General features: G+C 68.6%; 26 protein-coding genes. 12 read left to right on the top strand and 14 right to left on the bottom strand.

Annotation, left to right across the window (positions count from 1 at the left end):
- Positions 1 to 93: 93 nt before the first annotated feature.
- Entirely contained in the window at positions 94 to 762 is a 669-nt protein-coding gene (locus ACZ50N_RS11735; RefSeq protein ID WP_464475425.1) for a haloacid dehalogenase type II, read from the top strand.
- On the opposite strand, the gene ACZ50N_RS11730 is transcribed toward ACZ50N_RS11735, so the two are convergent.
- From ACZ50N_RS11730 to ACZ50N_RS11700, 7 genes are read right to left on the bottom strand one after another with little or no spacing between them, the layout of a single operon-like run.
- Complete coding sequence (locus tag ACZ50N_RS11730) at positions 763 to 1104, bottom strand: metal-sulfur cluster assembly factor (protein ID WP_046361951.1); 342 nt, start codon at positions 1102 to 1104, stop codon at positions 763 to 765.
- Positions 1101 to 1571 carry a Fe-S cluster assembly sulfur transfer protein SufU gene (gene sufU, locus ACZ50N_RS11725; RefSeq protein WP_048422130.1) on the bottom strand — a complete coding sequence of 157 codons (471 nt, stop codon included), beginning with the start codon at positions 1569 to 1571 and terminating at the stop codon, positions 1101 to 1103. The genes ACZ50N_RS11730 and sufU overlap by 4 nt, the downstream gene beginning before the upstream one ends.
- Positions 1568 to 2857, bottom strand: a complete 1290-nt coding sequence (locus tag ACZ50N_RS11720) for a cysteine desulfurase (protein WP_464475424.1) — start codon at positions 2855 to 2857, stop codon at positions 1568 to 1570. The genes sufU and ACZ50N_RS11720 overlap by 4 nt, the downstream gene beginning before the upstream one ends.
- Before the next feature lie 2 nt (positions 2858 to 2859).
- On the bottom strand, positions 2860 to 3627 hold the full coding sequence (gene sufC, locus ACZ50N_RS11715; RefSeq protein ID WP_464475423.1) for a Fe-S cluster assembly ATPase SufC: 768 nt from the start codon (positions 3625 to 3627) through the stop codon (positions 2860 to 2862).
- A 2-nt stretch (positions 3628 to 3629) separates the two neighbouring features.
- Complete coding sequence (gene sufD / locus ACZ50N_RS11710; protein WP_277242687.1) at positions 3630 to 4799, bottom strand: Fe-S cluster assembly protein SufD; 1170 nt, start codon at positions 4797 to 4799, stop codon at positions 3630 to 3632.
- Positions 4799 to 6238, bottom strand: coding sequence for a Fe-S cluster assembly protein SufB (gene sufB, locus ACZ50N_RS11705; RefSeq protein ID WP_046361947.1), 1440 nt, complete (start codon positions 6236 to 6238; stop codon positions 4799 to 4801). The genes sufD and sufB overlap by 1 nt, the downstream gene beginning before the upstream one ends.
- The gene (locus ACZ50N_RS11700) at positions 6235 to 7062 is read right to left on the bottom strand and encodes a helix-turn-helix transcriptional regulator (protein ID WP_169787351.1); all 828 of its coding nucleotides are present in this window, start codon (positions 7060 to 7062) and stop codon (positions 6235 to 6237) included. Before ACZ50N_RS11700 ends, sufB begins: the two co-directional genes overlap by 4 nt.
- A gap of 48 nt (positions 7063 to 7110) precedes the next feature.
- Here ACZ50N_RS11700 and mptB point away from each other — a divergent pair, with 48 nt between their 5' ends.
- From mptB to ACZ50N_RS11685, 3 genes are read left to right on the top strand one after another with little or no spacing between them, the layout of a single operon-like run.
- Positions 7111 to 8790, top strand: a complete 1680-nt coding sequence (gene mptB / locus ACZ50N_RS11695; protein WP_464475422.1) for a polyprenol phosphomannose-dependent alpha 1,6 mannosyltransferase MptB — start codon at positions 7111 to 7113, stop codon at positions 8788 to 8790.
- On the top strand, positions 8787 to 9722 hold the full coding sequence (locus ACZ50N_RS11690) for an ABC transporter ATP-binding protein (RefSeq protein WP_464468195.1): 936 nt from the start codon (positions 8787 to 8789) through the stop codon (positions 9720 to 9722). The genes mptB and ACZ50N_RS11690 overlap by 4 nt, the downstream gene beginning before the upstream one ends.
- Positions 9719 to 10522, top strand: coding sequence for an ABC transporter permease (locus ACZ50N_RS11685; RefSeq protein ID WP_046361943.1), 804 nt, complete (start codon positions 9719 to 9721; stop codon positions 10520 to 10522). Before ACZ50N_RS11690 ends, ACZ50N_RS11685 begins: the two co-directional genes overlap by 4 nt.
- Here the strand turns inward: ACZ50N_RS11685 and ACZ50N_RS11680 are convergent.
- Complete coding sequence (locus tag ACZ50N_RS11680) at positions 10490 to 11131, bottom strand: hypothetical protein (RefSeq protein WP_464475421.1); 642 nt, start codon at positions 11129 to 11131, stop codon at positions 10490 to 10492. The two genes, ACZ50N_RS11685 and ACZ50N_RS11680, sit on opposite strands and share 33 nt — an antisense overlap.
- 96 nt (positions 11132 to 11227) lie before the next feature.
- On the opposite strand from ACZ50N_RS11680, the gene ACZ50N_RS11675 reads away from it, so the two are divergent.
- Positions 11228 to 11815 carry a TetR/AcrR family transcriptional regulator gene (locus ACZ50N_RS11675; RefSeq protein WP_048422198.1) on the top strand — a complete coding sequence of 196 codons (588 nt, stop codon included), beginning with the start codon at positions 11228 to 11230 and terminating at the stop codon, positions 11813 to 11815.
- Between the two features lie 21 nt (positions 11816 to 11836).
- Positions 11837 to 12820: a COX15/CtaA family protein gene (locus ACZ50N_RS11670; RefSeq protein ID WP_236728414.1), complete on the top strand. Its 984-nt coding sequence runs from the start codon at positions 11837 to 11839 to the stop codon at positions 12818 to 12820.
- On the opposite strand, the gene ACZ50N_RS11665 is transcribed toward ACZ50N_RS11670, so the two are convergent.
- The gene (locus ACZ50N_RS11665; RefSeq protein WP_464475624.1) at positions 12755 to 13720 is read right to left on the bottom strand and encodes an ATP-grasp domain-containing protein; all 966 of its coding nucleotides are present in this window, start codon (positions 13718 to 13720) and stop codon (positions 12755 to 12757) included. The genes ACZ50N_RS11670 and ACZ50N_RS11665 overlap by 66 nt on opposite strands.
- 19 nt (positions 13721 to 13739) lie before the next feature.
- On the opposite strand from ACZ50N_RS11665, the gene ACZ50N_RS11660 reads away from it, so the two are divergent.
- Entirely contained in the window at positions 13740 to 14729 is a 990-nt protein-coding gene (locus ACZ50N_RS11660; protein ID WP_172835573.1) for a quinone oxidoreductase family protein, read from the top strand.
- A 1-nt stretch (position 14730) separates the two neighbouring features.
- Here ACZ50N_RS11660 and ACZ50N_RS11655 read toward each other — a convergent pair whose 3' ends face one another.
- Positions 14731 to 15675: a heme o synthase gene (locus ACZ50N_RS11655; protein WP_046361939.1), complete on the bottom strand. Its 945-nt coding sequence runs from the start codon at positions 15673 to 15675 to the stop codon at positions 14731 to 14733.
- 189 nt (positions 15676 to 15864) lie between these two features.
- Between ACZ50N_RS11655 and tkt the strand changes: the two genes are divergently transcribed.
- The 5 genes from tkt to pgl are packed head-to-tail and all read left to right on the top strand — an operon-like array spanning position 15865 to position 22262.
- Positions 15865 to 17958, top strand: a complete 2094-nt coding sequence (tkt, locus tag ACZ50N_RS11650) for a transketolase (protein ID WP_464475420.1) — start codon at positions 15865 to 15867, stop codon at positions 17956 to 17958.
- Positions 17959 to 17975: 17 nt separating this feature from the next.
- Positions 17976 to 19091 (top strand): transaldolase, encoded by a 1116-nt coding sequence (gene tal, locus ACZ50N_RS11645; RefSeq protein WP_464475419.1) that lies wholly within the window; start codon positions 17976 to 17978, stop codon positions 19089 to 19091.
- A 53-nt stretch (positions 19092 to 19144) separates the two neighbouring features.
- Positions 19145 to 20626 carry a glucose-6-phosphate dehydrogenase gene (gene zwf, locus ACZ50N_RS11640; RefSeq protein ID WP_236728417.1) on the top strand — a complete coding sequence of 494 codons (1482 nt, stop codon included), beginning with the start codon at positions 19145 to 19147 and terminating at the stop codon, positions 20624 to 20626.
- Positions 20623 to 21534 (top strand): glucose-6-phosphate dehydrogenase assembly protein OpcA, encoded by a 912-nt coding sequence (gene opcA / locus ACZ50N_RS11635; protein WP_048422201.1) that lies wholly within the window; start codon positions 20623 to 20625, stop codon positions 21532 to 21534. Before zwf ends, opcA begins: the two co-directional genes overlap by 4 nt.
- The gene (gene pgl / locus ACZ50N_RS11630) at positions 21531 to 22262 is read left to right on the top strand and encodes a 6-phosphogluconolactonase (protein ID WP_464475418.1); all 732 of its coding nucleotides are present in this window, start codon (positions 21531 to 21533) and stop codon (positions 22260 to 22262) included. The genes opcA and pgl overlap by 4 nt, the downstream gene beginning before the upstream one ends.
- Here the strand turns inward: pgl and ACZ50N_RS11625 are convergent.
- From ACZ50N_RS11625 to ACZ50N_RS11610, 4 genes are read right to left on the bottom strand one after another with little or no spacing between them, the layout of a single operon-like run.
- Positions 22259 to 22879: a LutC/YkgG family protein gene (locus ACZ50N_RS11625; RefSeq protein WP_464475417.1), complete on the bottom strand. Its 621-nt coding sequence runs from the start codon at positions 22877 to 22879 to the stop codon at positions 22259 to 22261. The genes pgl and ACZ50N_RS11625 overlap by 4 nt on opposite strands.
- Positions 22872 to 24359, bottom strand: a complete 1488-nt coding sequence (locus ACZ50N_RS11620) for a lactate utilization protein B (RefSeq protein WP_464468202.1) — start codon at positions 24357 to 24359, stop codon at positions 22872 to 22874. The genes ACZ50N_RS11625 and ACZ50N_RS11620 overlap by 8 nt, the downstream gene beginning before the upstream one ends.
- Positions 24359 to 25120 carry a (Fe-S)-binding protein gene (locus tag ACZ50N_RS11615; RefSeq protein WP_269083370.1) on the bottom strand — a complete coding sequence of 254 codons (762 nt, stop codon included), beginning with the start codon at positions 25118 to 25120 and terminating at the stop codon, positions 24359 to 24361. The genes ACZ50N_RS11620 and ACZ50N_RS11615 overlap by 1 nt, the downstream gene beginning before the upstream one ends.
- Positions 25105 to 26778: an L-lactate permease gene (locus ACZ50N_RS11610; protein ID WP_046361933.1), complete on the bottom strand. Its 1674-nt coding sequence runs from the start codon at positions 26776 to 26778 to the stop codon at positions 25105 to 25107. Before ACZ50N_RS11610 ends, ACZ50N_RS11615 begins: the two co-directional genes overlap by 16 nt.
- Between the last annotated feature and the right edge of the window lie 10 nt (positions 26779 to 26788).

Raw genomic sequence — 26788 nt, 5'->3', positions numbered from 1 at the left:
AATATGCATGGTCGGGACGGTGCCATGGCCCAGTGGCGCCGTAGCCGCATCGACGACGGCAAGATCAGGAGGGCATGGCGGATGATGAGACCCATGCCCAGTCCCCGTGTACTGATCTTCGACGTCAACGAGACGCTGCTCGACATCGAGGCGCTGGCGCCCACGTTCGAGGACCTGTTCGGTGACCGGCGGGTGCTGCGTGAGTGGTTCGCGCAGTTGGTCCTGTACTCGATGACGTCCAGCCTCGCCGGGAGCTACACCGACTTCTTCACCCTCGCCCGCGGGGTCCTGCAGATGGTCGGCGGCGTCCACGGAGTGTCCATCACCGACGACGACTGGCAGCGGGTCGGTGAGGCCCTGCGCTCGATGCCTGCGCACGACGATGTCGCCGACGGTCTCGCCGAGCTACGCGACCGCGGCTACCGGCTGGTGACGTTGACGAATTCACCGCCGGTCACCCGTGCGCCGAGTCCGCTGGAGCGGGCCGGCCTGGGTGACTTCATCGAGCGGCAGTTCAGTGTCGACACCTACCGCATGTTCAAACCGGCCACCCGCCTGTACGAGCACGTGGCCGCAGACCTCGGCGTTACACCCACTGAATGCATGATGGTGGCCGCGCACGTCTGGGACACGATCGGCGCACAGAGCGCCGGGATGTCCGGGGCGTTCGTGGCCCGGCCCGGCAATGCTGTGATTCCGACGCTGCCGATTCCGACCGTCGTCGCCGCCGACCTGGTCGACCTGGCCCGCCAGCTCGACTGATCAGACGGTGAAGCCCAGGGCGCGCAGTTGCTCGCGGCCGTCCTCGGTGATCTTGTCCGGGCCCCACGGCGGGTTCCACACCCAGTTGATGCGCAACTCGTTGACCAGGCCGGCGCCGACGAGAGCCGTGCGGGACTGGTCTTCGATCACGTCGGTCAGCGGGCAGGCCGCCGAGGTCAGGGTCATGTCGATCAGCGCGACATCGCCCTGCTCGCCCTTCTCCACGTTGACGCCGTAAACCAAACCGAGGTCCACGACGTTGATGCCGAGTTCGGGGTCGACGACGTCACGCATCGCCTCTTCGATGTCGGCGAGCTGTTCTTCGGTCGGTGCGTCACTCATCGGTTCTCCTCCGCAAAAGTCTCATCGGGTCCATGCGCCTGCGCCAGCGCTGCTTTGAAAGCGGTCCACCCCAGCAGCGCGCATTTCACTCGCGCCGGATACTTGGCGACACCGGCGAATGCGACGCCGTCGCCCAGCACGTCCTCGTCCCCGTCGATCGTGCCCCGCGACGACACCATCTCCGAGAAGGCCGCCACCGTCTTGAGCGCGTCCCCGACAGTCTGGCCGATCACCTGATCGGTCAACACCGAGGTCGAGGCCTGACTGATCGAGCAGCCTTGCCCGTCGTAGGAGATGTCGGTGACCGTCTCCCCGTCGTCGGACAGGGCGACGCGCAACGTCACCTCGTCGCCACACGTCGGATTGACGTGATGCACCTGCGCCGCGAACGGCTCTCGCAGGCCGCGGTGGTGCGGGTGCTTGTAGTGGTCCAGGATCACTTCCTGGTAGATCTGCTCGAGTCTCATGAACGAGCCCCGGTCGCTTCGCTCCTGCCCGCCGGATCGAAGAACTCCACGGCGCGGCGCACGCCCGCCACCAACCGGTCCACTTCCTCGGCGGTGTTGTAGACGGCGAACGAGGCGCGGGCCGTCGCGGCGATGCCGAACCGACGGTGCAGCGGCCACGCGCAGTGATGTCCCACCCGCACGGCCACCCCGTCGTCGTCGAGCACCTGGCCCACATCGTGGGCGTGCACGCCGTCGACCACGAACGACACCGGCGAGCCGCGGTCGGCCATCGTGGTCGGGCCGATCACCCGGACGCCGTCGATTTCCGAGAGCCCGGCCAAGGCAGCCGCGACCAGCTCGCGTTCGTGGTCCTCGACGGCCGGCATGCCCAGCCCGTCGAGATAGCGTGCAGCGGCGGCCAATCCGACGACCTGCGAGGTCATCGGGGTGCCCGCCTCGAAGCGCTGCGGTGCGGGCGCGAACGTGGTGGCCTCCATCGTGACCGTCTCGATCATCGAGCCGCCGGTCAGCACCGGAGGCATCGCGTCGAGCAGGGCACGCTTGCCGTAGAGCACGCCGATGCCGGTGGGTCCGAGCATCTTGTGCCCGGAGAACGCCGCGAAATCGACGTCGAGGGCGTGCAGATCGACGGGCTGGTGCGGTACCGACTGGCAGGCGTCCAGCAGCACCAGTGCGCCCACCGCACGCGCCCGGGCCACCAGCTCCTCGACCGGCGCGACGGCCCCGGTGACATTCGAATGATGGCTGAAGACAATGATTTTCACGCGCTCATCGAGCTGCAGCGAATCCAGGTCGATGCGGCCGTCTTCGGTGATCCCGTACCAGCGCAGCGTCGCTCCGGTGCGCTGCGCCAACTCCTGCCAGGGCACCAGGTTCGCGTGATGCTCGAGCTCGGTGGTGACGATGACGTCTCCCGGGCCGACGACCCGGTCGAACCGCCTGTCCCCCAACGCATAGGCCACCACGTTGATGGCTTCGGTGGCGTTCTTGGTGAACACCAGCTCGTCGGTGTCGGCGCCGACGAACGCCGCGATGTCCTCGCGGCCCTGTTCGTAGGCGTCGGTCGCCTCCTCCATCAGCTGGTGGGCGCCTCGGTGCACCGCACCGTTGGAGGTGAGTAAGAACTCCCGCTCGGCGTCGAGCACGCACAACGGCTTCTGCGACGTCGCGCCGGAGTCCAGGTACGCCAGCTGGTTCCCGCCGCGCATGACCCGCGACAGGATCGGGAAATCAGCCCGGACTCTGGCCAGTTCGGCCGCATCGAGCACTCGCGCAGCCGTCACGGTCACGCCCCCGCGGCGGCCTGCGTGAAGCGCTCGTAGCCGTTCGCTTCCAGTTCGTCGGCGAGCTCGGGCCCGCCCGATTCGACGATTCGGCCGCCGACGAACACGTGGACGAACTGCGGCTGGATGTAGCGCAGGATGCGGGTGTAGTGCGTGATCAGCAGCACGCCGCCGTTCTCGGCCTCGGCGTAGCGGTTGACGCCCTCGCTGACTACGCGCAGCGCGTCGACGTCGAGGCCCGAATCGGTCTCGTCGAGGATCGCGATCTTGGGCTTGAGCAGCCCGAGCTGCAGGATCTCGTGGCGCTTCTTCTCGCCGCCGGAGAAGCCCTCGTTGACGCTGCGTTCGCCGAAGGACGGATCGATGTCGAGATCGGTCATCGCGCCCTTGACCTCTTTGACCCAGTGCCGCAGCTTCGGCGCCTCACCCCGCACCGCGGTCGCGGCGGTGCGCAGGAAGTTCGACATCGACACCCCCGGCACCTCGACCGGGTACTGCATGGCCAGGAACAGGCCGGCGCGAGCGCGCTCGTCGACGCTCATCTCGAGCACGTCCTCGCCGTCGAGGGTGATCGAGCCGCCGGTCACGGCGTACTTCGGGTGCCCGGCGATCGCGTACGACAGCGTCGACTTACCGGACCCGTTGGGGCCCATCACCGCATGCGTCTCCCCCGACTTCACGGTCAGGTCGACACCCTTGAGGATCGGGATCTCTTCGCCCTCGGGGGTGTTCACCGAGACGTGCAGATCTTTGATGTCCAGTGTGGTCATGGTCAACTCTTCTCGGTAATCGCGAGTTCGCGTTCGATGGCATCGGTCAGGCGGTCCCGCACGGCCGGGACGGAGATCTTGGCGATGATCTCGTGGAAGAAGCCGCGGACCACCAGGCGGCGGGCCTGCTCTTCGGGAATGCCGCGGGCACGCAGGTAGAACAGTTGCTCGTCGTCGAAACGGCCAGTGGCGCTGGCGTGGCCGGCGCCGACGATCTCGCCGGTCTCGATCTCGAGGTTGGGCACCGAGTCGGCGCGTGCGCCGTCAGTGAGCACCAGATTGCGGTTCAGCTCAAAGGTGTCGGTGCCGGTGGCTTCGGCGCGGATCAGCACGTCGCCCACCCACACCGTGTGGGTGTCGGGTCGCTTCGACTCCGGATCACCCTGCAGCGCACCCTTGTACGTCACGTTGGAGCGGCAGTTGGGCTGCGCATGGTCGACGAGCAGCCGGGACTCGAAGTGCTGGCCGTCGTCGGCGAAGTACAGGCCGAGCAATTCGGCGTCGCCGCCGGGCGCGGTGTAGCGCACGCGGCCCGTCAACCGCACCACGTCGCCACCCAGGGTGACCGCCGCGTGCCGAAGCACGGCGTCGCGGCCCAGTGTCGCGTGATGCGTGCTCACGTGCACTGCGTCGTCGGCCCAATCCGCGATGGAGACCACCCGCAGTGTCGCGCCGTTTCCGACGACGAATTCGATGTTGTCGGCGTAGGTTCCGCTGCCGCGGTGGTCGAGCACCACGACCGCTTCGGCCAGTTCGCCAAGGCGGATCTGGAGGTGGCCGTAGGCGGTCGCACCCTCGCCGGGTCCGGTGATGACCACCTCGATCGGATCGGCGACCACGGCCTGGGCGGGCACCTCGATCAGCGTCGCCGTCTCGAACGACGAATACGCTTGCGCTGCAACCCGGTCGGCAGGCACGCCGGCTTGTCCGAGCCGATCGTCGGTGCGGGGGATCCGCTCGACGCGCACGTCATCGGAACCGGTCACCTCGACGGTGGCCTCTGCCGTGGCGGCGGCCGACCCGTCGTGCAGGCCGCGCAACCGCTTCAGCGGGGTGAAACGCCAGATCTCGTCGCGACCGCCGGGCACCTCGAATGCGTCGACGTCGAAGGAGGTGAACAGCTCGCCCTTGGTGGCGCCCTCGAGGGCCGCCGTCAGATTGGTGTTCGCCACTAGCCGACCGCGCCTTCCATCTGCAGCTCGATCAGCCGGTTGAGCTCCAGCGCGTACTCCATCGGGAGCTCCTTGGCGATCGGCTCGACGAAGCCGCGCACCACCATCGCCATCGCCTCGTCCTCGGTCAGACCGCGGCTCATCAGGTAGAACATCTGGTCTTCGCTGACCTTCGAGACCGTCGCCTCGTGGCCCATCGTGACGTCGTCCTCGCGGATGTCGACGTACGGGTAGGTGTCAGAGCGACTGATCGTATCCACCAGCAGCGCATCGCATTTCACGCTCGAACGCGATCCGTGGGCACCCTTGTTGACCTGCACCAGGCCGCGGTAGGACGCGCGGCCGCCGCCGCGGGCGACGGACTTCGACACGATGTTGGACGACGTGTTGGGCGCCAGGTGCAGCATCTTCGCGCCGGTGTCCTGATGCTGGCCCTCACCGGCGAACGCGACCGAGAGCACCTCGCCCTTCGCGTGCTCACCGGTCATCCACACCGCGGGGTACTTCATCGTGACCTTGGAGCCGATGTTGCCGTCGACCCACTCCATCGTGGCGCCGGCCTCGGCGCGCGCCCGCTTGGTCACCAGGTTGAAGACGTTGTTCGACCAGTTCTGGATCGTCGTGTACCGGCAGCGACCGCCGGGCTTGACGATGATCTCGACGACCGCGCTGTGCAGCGAATCGCTCTTGTAGATCGGCGCCGTGCAGCCTTCGACGTAGTGCACGTAGGCGTCCTCGTCGACGATGATCAACGTGCGCTCGAACTGACCCATGTTCTCGGTGTTGATGCGGAAGTAGGCCTGCAGCGGGATGTCGACGTGCACGCCCTTGGGGACGTAGATGAACGACCCGCCGGACCACACCGCGGTGTTGAGCGCGGAGAACTTGTTGTCCCCGGCCGGGATCACGGTGCCGAAGTACTCCCGGAACAGCTCGGGATGCTCACGCAGACCGGAATCGGTGTCGAGGAAGATGACGCCCTGGGCCTCGAGATCCTCGCGGATCGAGTGGTAGACGACCTCGGACTCGTACTGCGCGGCCACACCGGAGACCAGGCGCTGCTTCTCGGCCTCGGGGATGCCGAGCTTGTCGTAGGTGTTCTTGATGTCGGCCGGCAGGTCGTCCCACGTGGCGGCCTGCTTCTCGCTGGAGCGCACGAAGTACTTGATGTTGTCGAAGTCGATGCCCTCGAGGTTGGACCCCCAGTTCGGCATCGGCTTCTTGTCAAAGGTGCGCAACGCCTTGAGGCGGACGTCGAGCATCCACTCCGGCTCACTCTTCTTCGCAGAGATGTCGCGCACCACCGCCTCCGAGAGCCCGCGCTGGGCGCTGGCGCCCGCGACGTCGGAGTCGGACCAGCCGTAGCCGTACTTGCCCAGCGAGGCGATGGTCTCCTCCTGGGTCAGCGCTTCTGGCTTGACCTCCGGTGTGAGTGTCATTGCGACACACTCCTTTTGCTTGCTGACGGGTCCCGGCGCGGGCTGTGCGCCGGAACGTGGGTGGTGCAGGCACAATCCCCGTTGACGATGGTGGCGAGACGCTGGACGTGCGTGCCCAGCACCTCGGCCATCGCTTCTTGTTCGGCCTCGCAGAGTTCGGGGAATTCCTCGGCGACGTGGGACACCGGACAGTGGTGCTGACAGATCTGCACCCCGCCCAGCGGACCGCGCACCTGCGTGGTCGTGGTGGCGTAGCCGGCCCGACTCAGGGCGTCGGCGACGCGTTCCGCCGCGGCCTCGACGTCATCGGCGTCATCGGTCGTCGCGGGTGCGACGCCGGCCAGGATGGTGTCGATGCGCCGGCGGGCGAACGTGTGCACAGCGTCGTCCCCGCCGATCTCGCGCAACGCCCGCATGGCCGCCGACGCCAGATCGTCGTAGGTGTGCTCCAACTTGGCGCGCCCGGCTGCGGTCAACTGATAGCGCTTGGCCGGCCGGCCGCGGCCCTCCTGCTGCCAGGCGGCGGCAGACTTGGCCTGCGCGTCGCCCGCCTCGATCAGTGCGTCCAAGTGACGGCGCACCCCGGCCGCCGACAGGCCCAACCGCTCGCCGATGCTGCTCGCCGTCGTCGTACCCGACTCCAGCAGCAGGCGCACGATCGCCGTCCTGGTGTCGCCGTCGGCGACCGATGACGACGGCACGGCCGCCGCCTTCTCAGTCGGCACGACGGTGCCCTCCGGACGGATTTTCACAACACCAGTGTGACGCAATTGCCGGGGCGGGTCCACCAAGGCCACCCTTATCGGATTCGTCATTCTTCTCACACGGTCTGGTCGACCGATCCGGGAATAGCCGCCCGCTACGCTGCCTGGGTGGCAGCCCGCCGACACTCGCTCAGCACCTCGATCGCCGGTCTCCACGGCGATGAGCGCACCGTCGGCAGTCCCCTTGACCCCGCCGAACTCGTCGCGCTGCACCGCACACGGCTGTTCGGCGCGACCGGCACCGTGCTGATGGCGATCGGCGCACTGGGCGCCGGCGCGCGACCCGTCGTGCAGGACCCCACGTTCGGCGTGCGCCTGCTCAACCTGCCGTCGCGCATCCAGACGGTCTCGCTGACCATGACCACCACCGGCGCGGTGATGATGACGCTGGCCTGGCTCATGCTCGGGCGGTTCGCGCTGGGCAAGCGGCGCATGACGCGCAGCCAAGTGGACCGCACGCTGCTCCTGTGGGCGCTGCCGCTGCTGATCGCGCCGCCGATGTACAGCAAGGACGTCTACTCCTACCTCGCGCAGAGCGAGATCTCCCTGCAGGGCAGCGACCCCTATCGGGTGGGGCCGGCTCCCGGCCTGGGCCTCGATCACGTGTTCACGCTGTCGGTGCCGAGCCTCTGGCGTGAGACGCCCGCCCCGTACGGTCCGCTGTTCCTGTGGATCGGCCGCGGCATCTCCCGGATCACCGGCGAGAACATCGTCGAAGCGGTGCTGTTCCACCGTGCGATGGTGCTGCTGGGCGTCGGCCTGATCGTCTGGGCGACCCCGCGGTTGGCCCGCCGCTGCGGAGTGGCCGAGGTCAGCGCCTTGTGGCTGGGCGCGACGAACCCGCTGCTGTTCATGCACCTGATCGCCGGCATCCACAACGAGGCGCTGATGCTCGGCCTGATGCTGGCGGGCACCGAATTCGCGTTGCGCGGCATCTCCGCTTTTCCGAGAGGCGCGGCGGTGGGCGCGGCCGAACGGCACCGCTGGTACGCCCCCGGCATGCTGTTGGCCGGGACAGTATTGATCACGATGTCCTCGCAGGTGAAGCTGCCCGGCCTGCTGGCACTCGGCTTCGTCGCGATGGCGTTGGCCGCGCGGTGGGGTGGCACGGTCACAGCGTTCCTGACGGCCGGCACCGCGCTCGGTGTCGTGTCGCTGGCGGTGATGGCGTTGATCGGCTGGGCCAGCGGTCTGGGCTTCGGCTGGCTGTTCACCCTCGGTACCGCCAACGTGGTGCGCAGCTGGATGTCGCCGCCGACGCTGCTGGCGCTGGGCACCGGACAGGTCGGCATCCTGCTCGGCCTCGGCGATCACACCACCGCCGTCCTCGCGCTGACCCGCGCGATCGGCGTGACCCTGATCGCGATGTTCGTCACCTGGCTGCTGTTCGCCGTGCTGCGCAACCGGCTGCACCCCGTCGGCGGGCTCGGCGTCGCACTCGGCATCACCGTGCTGCTGTTCCCGGTGGTACAGCCGTGGTACCTGCTGTGGGCGATCATCCCGCTGGCCGCCTGGGCCACCCGGCCGGGCTTTCGGGCCGCGGTCATCGCCGTCACGCTGATCGTGGGCATCTTCGGACCCACCGCCAACGGCGATCGCTTCGCACTGTTCCAGATCGTGCTGGCGACACTGGCCAGCACCGTGATCGTGCTCGCGCTGATCGCGTTGACCTACCGGTGGCTGCCGTGGCGGGCAGTGCCGGAGGCCGCGACGGGGCGCCTCGACGAACCGGTAGGAGCGGCCGACAAATCCCTCCCCGCAACCGACGCCTACGCTGAATCTCCGTGACCTCCCGTTCCGGCGCCGCGCCAGTGCGGTTACGCGGCGTGACCAAGCGGTACGGCGCCACGGTGGCAGTGTCCGAGCTGGACCTGGAAGTGGGCGCCGCCGAGATCTTCGCGCTGCTCGGCCCCAACGGCGCAGGTAAGACCACGACGGTCGAGATGTGCGAGGGCTTCGTCCGTCCCGACGCCGGCAGCATCGAGATCCTCGGCCTCGACCCGGTGGCCGACAACGCCGAGGTCCGGGCGCGGACCGGGGTGATGCTGCAGGGCGGCGGTGCCTATCCCGCCGCGCGTGCCGGCGAAATGCTCCGGCTCGTCGCCTCCTATGCCGCCAACCCGCTGGACCCGGCATGGCTACTGGACACCCTGGGGCTGACCGATTCGGCGCGCACCACCTACCGCCGACTGTCCGGCGGGCAGCAGCAGCGCCTCGCGCTGGCGTGCGCGGTGGTCGGCCGTCCCGAGCTGGTGTTCCTCGACGAGCCGACGGCGGGCATGGATGCGCATGCGCGTCTGGTGGTGTGGGAACTGATCGACGCCCTGCGTCGCGACGGCGTGACGGTGGTGCTGACCACCCACCAACTCACCGAGGCAGAGGAACTGGCCGATCACATCCTGATCATCGACCGGGGTCAGGCCGTGGCCGGCGGTACACCGGCCGAGCTGATGCGCAGCGGCGCCGAGAACCAGCTGCGGTTCCGGGCACCGCGCATGCTGGATCTCTCCCTGCTGATCGCGGCGCTGCCCGAGAGCTACCGCGCGACCGAGACGTCGCCCGGGGAGTACCTCATCGAAGGCCGTATCGATCCGCAGGTGCTGGCGACCGTCACCGCGTGGTGCGCGCGCCTCGATGTGCTCGCCACCGACATGCGTGTGGAGCAGCGCAGTCTCGAGGACGTGTTCCTCGACGTGACGGGGCGGGAGTTGCGGCAGTGAACACACCCGGGAACACACCGAACCGCTTCGCCGAGGGCACCTTCTCCCCCGATCCGCGGCCCGCGCCGGTGCCGCGGATGCTGGCCGCGCAGTACGGGCTGGAGCTGCGGCTACTGCTCCGCAACGGCGAGCAGCTGCTGCTCACCATGTTCATCCCGATCACGCTGCTGATCGGGCTCACCCTGCTGCCGCTGGGCTCGTTCGGCCCGGACCGCGCGGCGACGTTCACCCCGGCGATCATGGCGCTGGCGGTCATCTCGACCGCCTTCACCGGCCAGGCCATCGCGGTCGCCTTCGACCGGCGCTACGGTGCGCTCAAGCGCCTCGGCGCCACGGCGCTGCCGGTGTGGGGCATCATCGCCGGCAAATCGCTGGCGGTGGTGACGGTGGTCTTCCTGCAGTCGATCCTGCTGGGCGCGATCGGCATCGGCCTGGGCTGGCGGCCCGCCCCGGCCGGTCTCGCGCTGGGCGCGGTCATCATCGCCCTAGGCACCGCGGTGTTCGCCGCCCTGGGCCTTCTGCTCGGCGGGACCCTGCGGGCCGAGATCGTGCTCGCGGTGGCGAACCTGATGTGGTTCGTGTTCGCCGGGGTGGGCGCGCTGACGGTCGAGGGCGGCACCGACGGTGGCATCGTGCCGCGCGCGGTGGCGTGGATCGCCAGGCTGACGCCGTCGGGCGCGCTGACCGAGGCGCTGACGCGTGCGATGACGCTCTCGGTCGACTGGTTCGGCCTTGCGGTGTTGGCGATCTGGGGTGCCGCCGCAGGCTTATGCGCGCTGCGCTGGTTCCGCTTCACCTGAGTTCGCCAGTTGCGGCAGCAGGTACTCCAGCTGCCCGACCTCCTCGATGTTGTGCCGCACCCAGGCCTCGACCATCGCCGGCCGGAACCGTCGGCGTAGCAGCGCGTTGACCGGCGCCATCGCCGCGCTGCGCGCACCGATGTCCATCACGGAGACGTAGTGCGTGCCCTCGACGCCCGCCGACCACGTGTGCTCGAGCGCGAAGATCGGCACGCCGACGAGCCGCTGCACCAGCCGGATGCCGGTGACGTCGAGTTTCTCGACCCGGTCGACGACGTCGACGCGGAACCTCGGATTCCCGCCGAACGCCTCGACGATGTGGAACCGGGCGCCTTCCCCGGCGCCACCCCCGGGCGCTGCGCGCCACAGCTCCCAACGGATGTGGTCCGTCGGGTGCCAGGCCAGATAGCGGTCCACCACCTGCCCGCCGTAGCGCATGGTGCCGTCGAGGTGGGTGAACCAGTCGAGCAGCATGACCGGCGTCACCCCGGCGAGGGGCCGGTGGTCGATCGTGACCCGGCGGCGGCCGTGGGCGCAGTCGGTGAACTGCACCGATGCGGTGTCGATCGGCCGTAGTGGATACAGCACGGGAAGTGTCGGGTGGTACATGTCCGTCCTCACAAGATACGTTTACGTTTCTTAATCAGAACGGTACGATCGGCGATTAAGATACGCAAGCGTTTCTCAAAGGAATCGAGTGTGATCATGCCCACCACACGTCGGCGCGGCGCTGAGCTGGACACAGCGATCAAATCGGCCGTCATGGAGTTACTGGCCGCCCACGGACCTGACGGCGTCACGATGGAGGCGGTCGCCGCGGCCGCCCACACCAGCAAGCCGGTGCTCTACCGGCGATGGAGTGATCGGCGCGCGCTGCTGCGCGACACCCTCATCGAGGTCGCGGCCGCGTCGATCCCCACCCTGGACACGGGTAGCTTCCGCACCGACATGCTGGCTGTGCTGCGCGGCTGGGCCGAGTTGTTCGCCGGCTCGCAGGGTCCGTTGATGCGGTCGATCGTGATGGCGGTGGCGGCCGACCCCGAGCTGGCCGAGACGTTCTACGCCGACGTCGTCGGGAGCCGTAAAGCCGACGTGACCGCCCTGCTGCAGCGCGGTATCGCGCGCGGTGACGTGCGCGCCGACATCCCCGTCGGCGTCATCCGCGAACTCGGTCAGAGCGTGCTGTGGCACCACCTGCTGATCACCGGCGATCCCATCGACGACGAGCTCGTGATCACGCTCGTCGACGACGTGCTGGTGCCGCTCACCGCCCCTACTACGGCTCGTAGTTAGCCGGGCTCTACCATCGACACCGTGCCCAGCCGACGACTCGTGCCACGACTCTTCGTGCAGCTCGTCGATCTCCTTCCCGAACCGAGCCTGCGTGTTCAGCGCATCGTCGCCGCGGCTGTGATCCTCACCCAGGGCGGCATCGCCGTGACCGGCGCGATCGTCCGCGTCACCGCCTCCGGGCTGGGGTGCCCGACCTGGCCGCAGTGCTTCCCCGGCAGCTTCACCCCCGTGCCGCATGCCGAGGTGCCCGTCATCCATCAGGCGGTCGAGTTCGGCAACCGGTTGATCACGTTCCTCGTCGTTCTGACCGCAGCGGCGGCCGTCATCGTCGTCGTCCGTGCGCGACGCAGGCGCGAGGTGCTGATCTACGCGTGGCTGATGCCGGCGTCGACGGTGCTGCAGGCCGTGATCGGCGGCATCACCGTGCTCACCGGGTTGCTGTGGTGGACGGTGGCCGTACACCTGCTCGCCTCGATGCTGATGGTGTGGCTCGCCGTGCTGCTGTATGTCAAGATCGGCCAGCCCGACACGGGCGTGCTGGTGCGGCGCGCGCCCAAGCCCCTGCGCCTGCTGACCGGCCTGTGCGGGATGACGCTGTCCGCGGTGCTGATCACCGGAACGATGGTGACCGGCGCCGGGCCACACGCCGGCGACAAGAGCATCGACCGGCCGGTGCCACGGCTGCAGGTCGAGATCACCACACTGGTCCATCTGCACTCGTCGCTGCTGGTGGCCTACCTCTCGCTGGTGGTGGGGCTGGGTTTCGGCCTGGTGGCCGCCCGCGCCACCCGGCCCGTGATGCGTCGTCTCGCGGTGCTGGTCGCACTTGTCGCCGCGCAGGGGCTGCTCGGTGCCGTGCAGTTCGCCACCGGGGTTCCCGAGGTCCTGGTGGCGTTCCACGTCGCCGGCGCAGCCGCGTGCACCGCGGCGACGGCCGCGCTATGGGCGGCGCTGCGAGAACGGGCCCTTCGCGAGGGGACCCAGGCCGAGCTCGTCCAGAGCTGACTCGACCGCCAGGGCGAATCTGCGCTGCTGCCGGTCCCGGGCCGGCTCGTCGAGCTGACGCCATCCCAGTGACGGCTCGACCAACTCGAGCTCCAGCAGGGCAGGCGCGTCGGGCCCGCCCAGCACGTCGACGCGCGCGTACAGCAGGTCGGTGACCCGGATGCCCAGATGAGCCGCTGCGGCGGCCAGCGCCGCGTGGCCGACCTCCCACAACTCGTCGTCGGGGTCCGCGAGCTGCAGGCGCTCCTCGGCGTAGGTGCCGGACGGGTCGAGCGTCGGCCCCCGCCCGGGCTCGGGCAGCATCGGCCCCTTGATGAAGGCGTGGGACGGCTCACCGCGTAGGAACACCAGCGCGGTCTCCCCGTCTGCGACTCGCGCGTCGTAGGGCTGCACCAGCGCCGTCCGTCCGTCGGCCTGCAGGGCCACAGCATGCGCGTACGCCGCGTCCGGGTCGCGGAACCGCATCGCGCCCACCGATCCGGCGCCGACCGCCGGCTTGACCACAACTTCCCCCGCGACCTCTGCCGCTGGGATCGCCACCGTCTCCCCCGGCGCGAAGAAGGCACTGCGCACCGTCGGCACGCCCGCAGCGGCCAGGTCCGCCAGATAGCGCTTGTCGGTGTTCCACGCGACGACGTCGGGACTGTTGAGCAGCCGGGGCACCCGTCGCGTCCACGCCAGGAACTCGGTGAGCCGCTCGGTGTAATCCCACGCCGCGCGCAGGATCACGACGTCGGCCTCCAGCGTCGCGGGGTCGTCCCAGGACAACCACCGGGCGTGCAACCCGCGGGTCCGCAGCGCGCCGACCAGACCGGCGTCGTCACCGTCGCCCTCCGGTAGCGCAGGACATCCCGCCAGCACGATGCGCGGATGGAACACCTCGGGGCGGGCGAGCTTCATGACGGGCATGATGTCACCTATGTACGCGATCGAAGTCGCCGAGACCGGCGGGCCGGAAGTTCTGTCCTACGTGGAGAAGCCCCAGCCTGCACCGGGACCCGATCAGGTGCTGATCAAGGCCGAGGCGATCGGCGTGAACTTCATCGACACGTACTTCCGCTCCGGGCTGTATCCGCGGGAGCTTCCGTTCATCGTCGGCACCGAGGTGTGCGGCACGATCGAGGCCGTCGGCGACGACGTCGCCGCGCTCAACGTCGGCGACCGGGTGGTGACCGCGCAGGCCCTCGGCGCCTACGCCGAGTACTGCCTGGCCCCCGCCGACTTCGTCGCCTACGTGCCCGAGGGCGTCGCACCTGACGTGGCCGCATCCGCGCTACTGAAGGGCATGACGGCGCACTACCTGATCAAGTCCACCTACCCGATCCAGCAGGGCGACACCGTCCTGGTGCACGCCGGCGCGGGCGGCGTCGGGCTGATCCTGACGCAGTGGGCCACCAGCATGGCGACGTCGGTGATCACCACCGTGTCCACGCCGGACAAGGCGGAGCTGTCCCGGCAGGCCGGCGCGGTCGAGGTGCTGGACTACCCCAGTCAGGAGGACGGGGGCGCCGCCGCCTTCGGGGCGCGCATCCGCGAGCTCACCGACGGGAACGGCGTGGAGGCGGTGTACGACGGGGTGGGCGCCTCGACGTTCGAGGCCAGCCTGGCCAGCCTCGCGGTGCGCGGCACCCTGGCACTGTTCGGTGCGGCGAGCGGGCCGGTGCCGCCGTTCGATCCGCAGCGCCTCAACGCCGCGGGCTCGGTCTTCCTGACGCGGCCCAACCTCGCGCACCACACCCGCACGGCCGATGAGTTCTCGTGGCGCGCGGGCGAACTGCTGACCGCCATCGCCGACGGCACACTGAGCGTGACCGTGAGCAATCGCTATGCATTACAGGACGCCGAGCAGGCTCATCGCGACCTGCAGGGCCGTAAGACCGTGGGCTCGGTGGTGCTGCTGCCCGGCTGACTCAGAGGTGCAGCAGCGTCGGCAGGTTCAGCGCCGAGTCGACGGCCAGCGCGCAGAACACCACCGCGAGGTAGTTGTTCGACTGCAGGAACAGCCGCAGCGGCTTGACCGGCTCACCGCGTCGCACGCCGGCGTAGAGCTGATGGGCCATGACCAGGAACCAGGTGCCGGCGAGGATGGCGACCGATGCGTACAGCCATCCGGTGGCGAGCGCCAGGGCGAGCGTGGCGATCACGGTCAGCCAGGTGTAGACGAGAATCTGCTTGGTGACCTGTACCTCGGTGGCGACCACGGGCAGCATCGGCACGCCGGCCGCCTTGTAGTCCTCCTTGTAGCGCATCGCCAGCGCCCAGGTGTGCGGCGGCGTCCAGAAGAAGATGATCAGGAACATCACGATCGCCGGCCAGGAGATCGTGCCGGTCACCGCGGACCAGCCGATCATCACCGGCATGCAGCCTGCGGCCCCGCCCCACACCACGTTCTGCGAGGTCCGCCGCTTGAGCAGCAGCGTGTACACCAGCACGTAGAACGCGATCGTCGCGCCCGCCAGGTGCGCGGACAGCATGTTGGTGGTCCACCACAGCCAGAAGAACGACCCGACCGAGAGCGCCAGCCCGAACACCAGCGCGTGACTGCGGGGCACGGTCGCGCGGGCGAGCGCGCGCCGCTCGGTGCGCTTCATCACCTTGTCGATGTCGGCGTCGGCGACGCAGTTCAGCGTGTTGGCGCCGGCGGCGGCCAGCAGGCCACCGAACATCGTGTTGAGGATCAGCAGCGGGTCGACGCTGCCGCGATGCGCCAGCAGCATCGCCGGGATCGTGGTGACGAGCAGCAGTTCGATGACGCGCGGCTTGGTCAGGCCCAGATAGCCGAGCAGCGTGGTGCGGAACCCGTGTGGCGCGGCGTCGGCCGAATCCCCGACGAGGTCGCCTTCGCGGATCCTCACCCAACCAACTCCTTCGTGCCACGTCTACTACAGGCGATGGTAGACCGCTGGGGGCCGTCCCCGAAATTCGCGGGGTGGTTACGGGTGATTACCGGTACGGCGGGTATCACCCCTGCGTCTTCGCGTCGGCGAGCACTAGGGTGGTTGGTGCGGATCGACACGCCCCACCAAGTCCAAGGAGTGCGCCTCGTGACCACGCTCGAAGAGATCTCTTCGCTGACCCGACCGAACCATCCCGACGACTGGACCGAGCTCGACTCCCGCGCGGTGGACACCGTCCGCGTGCTGGCTGCCGATGCCGTCCAGAAGGTGGGCAACGGTCACCCCGGGACGGCGATGAGTCTGGCGCCGCTGGCCTACACGCTGTTCCAGCGCCAGATGCGCCACGACCCCAGCGACGTGCACTGGTTGGGCCGCGACCGGTTCGTGCTGTCCTGCGGGCACTCCAGCCTGACGCTGTACATCCAGCTCTACCTGGGTGGATTCGGACTAGAACTCTCCGACATCGAGGCGCTGCGGACGTTCAAGTCGAAGACACCCGGACACCCCGAGTTCCGCCACACCAAGGGTGTGGAGATCACCACCGGCCCGCTGGGGCAGGGCCTGGCCTCGGCGGTCGGCATGGCGATGGCGTCGCGCTACGAGCGCGGCCTGTTCGACCCCGACGCACCGGCCGGTGAGAGCCCGTTCGACCACTTCATCTACGTGATCGCCTCCGACGGCGACATCGAAGAAGGCGTGACCAGCGAGGCGTCGTCGTTGGCCGGCACCCAGCAGCTGGGCAATCTGATCGTGTTCTACGACAAGAACCAGATCTCCATCGAGCACGACACCAACATCGCGCTGAGCGAGGATGTTGCCGCGCGGTATCGCGCCTACGGGTGGCACGTGCAGGAGGTCGAGGGCGGCGAGAATGTCGTCGGTATCGAGCAGGCCATCGCCGAGGCCAAGAAGGTGACCGACAAGCCGTCGTTCATCGCGCTGCGCACGATCATCGGATATCCGGCGCCGAACAAGATGAACACCGGCGGCGTGCACGGCTCGGCACTCGGGGACGACGAGGTGGCCGCCACCAAGAAGGTCCTGGGTTTCGACCCGGACAAGACGTTCGAGGTCAGCGACGAGGTGTTCGAGCACACCCGCAAGCTGGTCGAGCGGGGCCGGGAGGCGCACGAGAAGTGGCAGCCGGGCTTCGACGCCTGGGCGGAGCGTGAGCCCGAGCGCAAGAAGCTGCTGGACCGCCTGACCGCCGAGGAACTGCCCGAGGGCTGGGACTCGGACATCACGTACTGGGAGCCCGGCTCGAAGGCGGTCGCGACCCGCGCCGCGTTCGGCCAGGTGCTCAACGACGTCGCGCCGAAGCTGCCCGAACTGTGGGGTGGCTCGGCCGATCTGGCGGGCAGCAACAACACGACGATCAAGGGCGTGAAGTCGTTCGGCCCGCCGTCGATCTCGACGTCTGACTTCGAGGCCGACTGGTACGGCCGGGTGCTGCACTTCGGCATCCGGGAGCACGCGATGGGCTCGATCCTGTCGGGCATCGTGCTGCACGGCCCGACTCGGGCATTCGGCGGGACGTTCCTGCAGTTCTCGGATTACATGCGCCCGGCGGTGCGGTTGGCCTCGCTGATGGACATCGACACCATCTACATCTGGACGCACGATTCGATCGGACTGGGCGAGGACGGACCCACCCACCAGCCGATCGAACATCTGGCTGCGTTGCGGGCCATTCCGAACCTGTCGGTGGTGCGGCCGGGTGATCCGAACGAGACGGCGTACGCGTGGCGCAGCATCCTCGCGCGCGGTAACGGCAGCGGCCCGGTCGGTTTCATTCTGAGCCGCCAGGGCATCCCCGTGCTGGAGGGCACGGACTCCGAGGGCGTCGCCAAGGGCGGGTACGTGCTCGGCGGCGGCTCCCCCGCCGACGACGCCGACGTCATGCTGATCGCGACGGGCTCCGAACTGCAGATCGCCGTTGAGGCGCAGAAGACGTTGCGCGACAAGAACATCAACGCCTACGTGGTGTCGATGCCGTGCCTGGAATGGTTCGAGTCCCAGCCCAAGGAGTACCGCGACAGCGTGTTGCCGCCTCAGGTGTCGGCGCGCGTCGCCATCGAGGCCGCGGTCGCACAGAGTTGGTACAAGATCGTCGGCGACACCGGCGAGATCATCTCGATCGAGCACTTCGGCGAATCGGCCGACGACAAGACCTTGTTCCGCGAATTCGGGTTCACTCCAGAGGCAGTGGTCGCCGCCGCGGAACGCAGCATTGCGAACTAGTCAGCGAAGGAATTGACATGACCCAGAACCAGAACCTGGCGGATCTGTCCGCCGCGGGTGTTTCCGTATGGCTCGACGACCTCTCCCGCGAACGGCTGCAGACCGGCAACCTGCAGTCGCTCATCGACACGAAGTCCGTGGTGGGGGTGACCACCAACCCGTCGATCTTCCAGGCGGCCCTGTCCAAAGGTGACGCGTACGACGACCAGATCGCCGAACTCGCCGAGCGCGGCGCCGACGTCGACGCCACCATCCGGACCGTCACCACCGACGACGTCCGCAATGCCTGCGATGTGTTCGCCAAGGTCTACGAACAGTCCGACGGCGTCGACGGCCGCGTGTCGATCGAGGTGGACCCGCGGCTGGCCCACGACACGGACAAGACGATCCTGCAGGCGATCGAGCTGTGGAAGATCGTCGACCGGCCCAACCTGCTGATCAAGATCCCCGCCACCGAGGCCGGCGTCCCGGCCATCGCTTCGGTTCTCGCCGAAGGTATCTCGGTGAACGTGACGCTGATCTTCTCCGTCGAGCGCTACCACCTGGTGATGGACGCCTACCTCAAGGGCCTGGAGAAGGCCAAGGAAGCCGGCCACGACCTGTCCCGAATCCATTCGGTCGCATCGTTCTTCGTCTCCCGCGTCGACAGCGAGATCGACAAGCGCCTCGAGAACATCGGCTCCGATGAGGCACTGGCGCTGCGCGGCAAGGCCGGTGTCGCCAACGCACGACTGGCGTACGCCGCCTATGAAGAGGTGTTCCTGGGCGGGGAGCGCTTCGAGAAGCTGAAGAACGACGGCGCACGGGTGCAGCGGCCGCTGTGGGCGTCGACGGGCGTGAAGAACCCCGACTACTCCGACACGCTCTACGTCACCGAGCTCGTCGCCCCGAACACCGTGAACACGATGCCGGAGAAGACGATGGACGCTGTCGCCGACCACGGCGTGGTCACCGGCGACACGGTCACCGGCAAGGGCGCGGAATCGCAGGAGATCTTCGATCGACTCTCCGCTCTCGGCATCGATCTGACCGACGTGTTCATCGCGCTCGAGGAGGAAGGCGTCGAGAAGTTCGAGAAGTCGTGGCAGGAATTGCTCGAAGCCACGCAGGGCCAGCTCGACGAGAAGAAGTGACCCCAGCCGTGGCCGACTGGCAGAACCCGCTGCGGGACAAGCGCGACAAGCGCATGCCCCGCATCGCGGGCCCGTGCTGCGTCGTGATCTTCGGTGTCACCGGGGACCTCGCCCGCAAGAAGCTGATGCCCGCGATCTACGACCTGGCGAACCGGGGGCTGCTGCCGCCGTCGTTCGCCCTGGTCGGCTTCGCGCGGCGGGACTGGGCCGACCAGGACTTCAGTGAGGTCGTCCTCGACGCGGTCAAGCAGCACGCCCGCACGCCGTTCCGCCAGGAGGTCTGGGATCGCCTTGCCGAGGGAGTTCGCTTCGTACAGGGCACCTTCGACGACGAGAAAGCCTTCGAGAGCCTCGCCGAGACGCTGGGCAAGCTCGATGCCGAGCGCGGAACCGGCGGCAATCACGCTTTCTACCTGTCGATTCCGCCGAAGGCGTTTCCTCAGGTGCTCGAACAGCTCTCCCGCACCGGTCTGGCCAAGAAGCCGGAGGGCAGCTGGAGCCGCGTCGTCATCGAGAAGCCATTCGGGCACGACCTCAAGAGCGCCGAAGAGCTCAACTCGATCGTCAACAACGTCTTCCCGGAGTCGTCGGTGTTCCGCATCGACCACTACCTCGGCAAGGAGACGGTGCAGAACATCCTGGCACTGCGGTTCGCGAACGAGCTGTTCGAACCGGTGTGGAACTCCCATTACGTGGACAGCGTGCAGATCACGATGGCCGAGGACATCGGCCTGGGCGGGCGCGGCGGTTACTACGACGGCGTCGGGGCTGCGCGTGACGTGATCCAGAACCATCTACTGCAGCTGCTCGCGCTGACGGCCATGGAGGAACCCGTCAGCTTCTCCCCCGACGAGCTGCAGGCGGAGAAGATCAAGGTGCTCTCGGCGAGCAAGCTGGCCGAGCCCCTCGACGAGACCACCTCGCGGGGTCAGTACACCGCGGGCTGGCAGGGCGGCGAGCGGGTGGTCGGGCTGCTGGAAGAAGAGGGGTTCTCCACGACCTCGACCACCGAGACGTTCGCCGCGATCACCGTCGACGTCGACACCCGCCGCTGGGCCGGTGTCCCCTTCTACCTGCGGACCGGAAAACGGTTGGGCCGCAGGGTCACCGAGATCGCGCTGATCTTCAAGCGGGCCCCGCACCTGCCGTTCGACGCCACCATGACCGAGGAGCTGGGGCAGAACGCCCTGGTGATCCGGGTCCAGCCGGACGAGGGCATCACGCTGCGCTTCGGGTCCAAAGTGCCGGGCAACATGATGGAAGTCCGCGACGTCAGCATGGACTTCTCCTACGGGTCGGCGTTCGCCGAGGAATCACCGGAGGCCTACGAGCGGCTGATCCTCGACGTCCTACTCGGCGAGCCGTCGCTGTTCCCGGTCAACCAGGAGGTCGAATTGGCTTGGCGCATCCTCGATCCCGCGCTGGATTACTGGGCCTCCCACGGCAAACCGGACCCCTACGAATCGGGCGGGTGGGGCCCTGATTCGGCCTTCGAGATGTTGCGGCGCTCCGGCCGGGAATGGAGGCGGCCATGATTCTCGACCTTCCGGACACCACCACCGACGTCATCAACAAGAAGATCATCGCGCTGCGCGAAGAGGGCGGTGCGATAACGCTGGGCCGGGTGCTGACCCTCGTCATCGCTCCCACCACCGAGGCACTACTCGAGGACTCGATCGAGGCGGCCAACGCAGCGAGCCGCGAACATCCCTGCCGCGTCGTGGTCGTGGCTCCCGGTGACCGCCTCGCCGACAAGGCCCGCCTCGACGCGCAGCTACGCGTGGGGCGCGACGCCGGCGCGAACGAGGTGGTGTGCCTACGGCTCTCCGGGCCGCTGGCCAATCACGCCAGCAGCGTCGTGATGCCGTTTCTGCTGCCGGATACGCCCGTGGTGACCTGGTGGCCCGATGTGGCCCCCGACGTGCCCGCCGAGGATCCGCTGGGCAAGATCGCGCTCCGGCGTATCACCGATGCCACCAACGACACCGACCCGCTGGCCTCGATCAAGGGCCGGCTCAAGGGGTACACCCCGGGCGACACCGACCTGGCGTGGAGCCGCATCACGTACTGGCGGGCACTGTTGACGGCGGCGGTCGATCTGCCCCCGCACGAGCCGATCACCTCGGCGCTGGTGTCGGGACTGGCCACCGAGCCGGCGCTCGACGTGCTGGCCGGGTGGTTGGCCTACCGCATCGACGGGCCGGTCCGCCGCGCCGTGGGTGACCTGAAGGTGGAGCTGGTCCGCGACAGCGAGACGATCACGCTGAGCCGCCCCCAGGAGGGCGTCACCGCCAGGCTCACCCGCACCTCTGCGCCCGAGGCTCTGGTTCCGTTGGCGCGCAGGGAAACCCGCGAATGCCTCGCCGAAGACATGCGGCGCCTCGATGCCGATGAGATCTACCACGAGGCCCTCCAGGGCATCGAGAAAGTGCAGTACGTGTGAACGCGATCGTCGAGCGCTTCGGAGACAAAGACGCTCTGGTGACGGCCGCCGGGGACCGTCTGGTGGACGCGATCACCGCGGCCATCTCGGCTCGCGGGCAGGCCAGCGTGGTCCTGACCGGCGGCGGCACCGGCATCGGGATGCTCGAGCGGGTCAAGGAGCGCAGCCGAGAGATCGACTGGTCGAAGGTGCACGTCTACTGGGGCGACGAACGGTTCGTCACCCACGACGACGACGAGCGCAACGACAAGCAGGCCCGCGAGGCACTGTTGGATGTCATCGACATCCCTTCGGTCAACGTGCACGCGATGGCGGCCAGCGACGGCGAGTTCGGCGACGACCTCGACGCGGCGGCGGCGGGCTATGAGCAACTGCTGAACGAGACGTTCGTCGATCCCGAGCGCGAATTCGACGTGCACCTGCTGGGCATGGGACCTGAAGGCCACGTCAATTCCCTGTTCCCGGACACCGACGCCGTGCGGGAGACCGAGCGCATGGTGGTCGGGGTGACCGACTCCCCCAAGCCGCCGCCGCGCCGGATCACGTTGACCCTCCCGGCAATTCGGCGGTCGCGTGAGGTGTGGCTGGTGGTGTCCGGCGACGGCAAGGCCGACGCGGTCGCCGCTGCGCTCGGCGGGGCGGCCCCGGTCGATCTGCCCGCGGCCGGCGCTGTGGGCCGCGAGGCCACGGTGTGGCTGCTCGACGAGGACGCGGCGAGCAAGCTCTAGCCCAGGACGATCACGTGCAGCGTCCGCGGGCCGTGCACGCCCTCGACCCGGTCCAGCTCGATGTCGCTGGTGGCGCTCGGTCCGCTGATCCACGTCAACGGTCGAGTGTGGGAACCCGAATCGACCAGCCGCGCAACGGCATTGGGCACGTCGTCGACGATCTGTGAGACGTGCACCACGCACACGTGCACGTCGGGCACCAGGCTCAGCGCCCGCCTGCCCTGGCCCGGGCCGTGGTCCAGGACCAGTGTGCCGGTGTTCGCGATCGCCACCGTCGCGGTGGTGACCACGGCGTCGACGGCATCGAGTGCGTCTGCACTCAGGCCCGTGTCGGACACCCACGGCGCAGCGCCCGGCCACCGGGCCTGGACGGCCGGATCTCCGATCACGGTGCGCGCATCGGCCAGCGCGGCGCCGACCGCTCGATCCGCATCGGCTTCGGCGACGCGATCGACGCGGGCACGGTAATCCGCGACACGCTCGACGAACCGCTCGACGAGGCCGAGATCACCCGTGCCGACGTCGGCACCGTAGCGCCACGGAATGTCGGCCGGCGCCGGCCGGTCGGACAGCGCCGTACGGACACGGGCCAAGATCGCCTCGCGTGCCTCACTCATGACCGCCTCCTGTTCTGTCCCACCACGCCCGGAACGACTCGGTCGGCGGCACCGGCGCGTCGCGCGCCCCCGACCAGGCGCTGGCAGGCCACGGCAGGGAGCGCAGCCGCTGCTTGCCGCCGAACAGCTTGCTACGCAATGTCTTACCGCCCGCGGCGGCCACCTTCTCGAGAGCCTCCAGGCGGCGATGGTCGCCGAGCAGCCAGCTCGCCGCCGTCATCGCGACCTGCTCGCCCGACGGCACTCCCCCGCGGTGTTCGTCGACCACGCGGGTCCGCATGTGCACCAGCATCGACGGGATGTCGATGCGGACAGGACACACGTCGAAACACGCTCCGCACAGACTGGACGCATACGGCAGCGATTTGTCGATTGCGCTCGCGGTGCCCCGCAGTTGCGGCGTCAGCACGGCACCGATCGGCCCGGGATAGACCGACCCGTACGAGTGCCCGCCGGCGCGTTCATAGACCGGGCACACGTTCAGGCACGCCGAGCAGCGGATGCACCGCAGCGCGTCGCGGCCGTCCACATCGGCGAGCACCCCCGTGCGTCCGTTGTCCAGCAGCACGATGTGCACCTCGCGCGGGCCGTCGCCCTGCGCCGGCCCGGTCCAGATCGAGGTGTAGGGGTTCTCCCGTTCCCCGGTGCTGCTGCGCGGCAAGACCTGCAGCATCACTTCGAGATCGCGCCACGACGGCAGGACCTTCTCGATGCCCACCACGGAGATCAGCGTCTCGGGCAGGGTCAGGCACATCCTGCCGTTGCCCTCCGACTCCACCACGACCAGGCTGCCGGTGTCGGCGATCGCGAAGTTGGCGCCGGAGACGGCGACCTTCGCCCGGAGGAATTTCTCCCGCAGGTGCAGCCGGGCCGCTTCGGCGAGGCGGCGCGGTTCATCGGTGAGATCGTCGGGCGCGGGCCGGCCGACCCGGCCCATCTCCCGCAGGAAGATCTCGCGCACCTCGGCGCGGTTGCGGTGGATGGCCGGGACCAGGATGTGGCTCGGCCAGTCGTCGCCGAGCTGAACGATCAGCTCAGCGAGATCGGTTTCCCACGCATCGATTCCCGCCTCGGCCAACGCCTCGTTCAGCTCGATCTCCTGGGTGGCCATCGACTTGACCTTGACGACCTCGGAGGCGCCCTGCGCCCGCACCAGCTCGATGACGATCTGGTTGGCCTCGGCAGCGTCGCGCGCCCAGTGCACGGTGGCTCCCGCCGCGGTGGCGTTGGCCTCGAAGGCCGCCAGGTGCTCGTCGAGCCGGTGCAGCGCCGCGTCCTTGATGGCGGCTGCCGCCAGCCGCAGCTCCTCCCAGTTGTCGAGCTCTCCGACGACGTTGGCCCGCTTGGCGCGGATAGTGCCGGTGGCGTGGGTGAGGTTGCGGCGCAACACCGAGTTCTCCAACGCCGACTTGGCTGCGGTCGGGAAGGACGGAAGCCCGAGGTGTACCCCCGTGACACCGACGTGCGGGTGTCCGCTCATCAGGAGTCCTCCTCACTGCTGGCCAGGATCTCCGCGAGGTGCATGACGCGCACACCGGCGCGCTGACGCGACAGCAGTCCGCCGATATGCGCCAGGCACGAATTGTCGCCGGCGACAAGCACTTCGGCGCCGGTGTCGCGGACTGCCCTGGCCTTGTCAGAACCCATCGCCACCGAGGTGTCCGCGTTCTTCATCGCGAAGGTGCCGCCGAATCCGCAGCACTGGTCGGCCCGTTCGAGGTCCACGAGATCGATCCCGCGCACGGCCTCCAACAGCCGGCGGGGCCGGTCGCCCACACCGAGCATCCTCAGGGAGTGACAGGTGGGGTGGTAGGTGACGCGGTGAGGGAAGTACGCGCCGACGTCGGTGACGCCGAGGACGTCTACGAGGAATTCGGAGAGCTCGTAGACGCGCGGCGCCACGGTCGCGACGCGCGCCGACAGGTCGCCGTCCCCGGACCGGGCGGCGATATCGCGATGCTGGTGACGCACCGATCCGACACAGGACCCCGACGGTGCGACGACGGCGTCGTAGCCGGCGAATGCGGCGGTGAATGCGCGGACCGCCGGAACGGCCTCGTCGGCGTACCCGGTGTTGGTGAACATCTGCCCGCAGCACGTCTGCTCGCGGGGGAACTCGACCTCACAACCCAGCCGGCGCAGCAGGCGCACAACGGCTTTCGGAGTCTCCGGCCACATCACGTCGTTGTAGCAGGCGGCGAACAGCGCCACCTTCGGCCGGGCCGTCACGGCAGCATCCACGCCAGCACGGTGGACTGGAGTCCGACGAGCAGGCACATCACGGCCAGCAGCCCGACGCTCCACCAGATCACCTTCCGGAAGATATCCGATTCGCGACCGAGTAATCCCACCGCCGTCGCGGCGATGGTCAGGTTCTGCGGGCTGATCATCTTGCCGACCACCCCGCCCGAGGTGTTGGCGGCCACCAGGAGTGTCGGATCCAGGCCGGCGTGGTGGGCTGCCGTCTGCTGCAAGGTCGCGAACAGTGCATTGGCGCTGGTGTCCGAACCCGTCACCGCTGTTCCGAGCCAGCCCAGTATCGGCGACAGGAAGGCGAACGCCGTGCCGGCTCCGGCGATCCAGGTTCCGATGGTGATGGTCTGGCCGGACTGGTTCATCACGTAGGCGAGCGCGAGCACCGCGGCGACGGTGAGGATCGCGAACTTCAGTTTGGCCACCGTGGCGCCGTACAGGCCGAGGGCGTCGCGGGCCGACACGCGGTAGGCGACGGCGACGGCGACGCCGCAGAGCAGCAGCAACGAACCCGGTGAGGAGAGCCACGCGAACGTGAACTGCGTCGAGGTGGACACCTTGCCCGCCGTGGTCGCGATCTGCCCGTCCAGTCCGGGCCAGCCGAATTTGACGTCGGTCGATGCCAGCCACGCTTTGACCGCAGGCACCAACTTGGCCACCGAGAACACGCAGATGATGAGCAGGTAGGGCATCAGCGCCATGAAGACCCGTGCCGTGGTCAGCACGTCGGTGCGGTTGTCGAGCGCGAGGCCTCCGGCGGGCAGATCGTCGCGGGTGTCCACGTCGGGTTCGCCGCCGGCCTCCATCATCCGCATCCGCGCACCCTCGGTGTCGGACGGCTGCCACACCCGCAGCATCGCGACGCCGACTGCCAGACCGACCAGCGCGGCGATCACGTCGGTCAACTCGGCCGAGATCCAGTTCGCGGCCACGAACTGGGCGGCGCCGAATGCCAGCCCCACCGCCAGCGCGAACGGCCACACCTGCCGGACGCCGCGGCGGCCGTCGACGATGAGCACCAGGATCAGCGGAACCACCGCTGCGAGGATCGGCGTCTGATGCCCGACCACCGCGGCGATCTCGGTGTACGGGATTCCGGTCAGTGTGCCCGCGGTGATGATCGGCGTCGCGATGGCCCCGAATGCGACCGGCGCGGTGTTGGAGATCAGGACGACCACGGCCGCGCGCATGGGCCGGAAGCCGACCGCCATCAGCATCACGCCGGTGATGGCGACGGGCGCGCCGAAGCCGGCGAGCGCCTCCAGCAGGCCGCCGAAGCAGAACGCGATGATGATCGCCTGGACCCGCAGATCGTCGGAGACCCGGTCGATCACCCGACGGAGGTCAGCAAACCTGCCGCTGTGCACGGTGAGCTCGTAGAGCCAGATCGCGTTGAGCACGATCCACATGATGGGGAAGACGCCGAAAGCGAACCCCTGGGTGGCCGACAGCGCCGCCAACTGGACAGGCATCCCGTAGGCCACGACAGCGACGACCGCTGCCACCGCGAGAGCGCTGAGGCCCGCCCAGTGGGCTTTCCACTTCAGCACACCGAGTGTGACGAACACGGTCACCAGCGGCAGCGCGGCCACCAGGGAGGACCAGCCGAGACTGCCGCCGATCGGGGCGATGTCCGGTATGTGCATTCCAGTACCT

The organism is Mycolicibacterium obuense (assembly GCF_055397605.1).
Note: the sequence above shows the minus strand (reverse complement) of the source record. Positions and strands in the feature narration are given on the sequence as shown.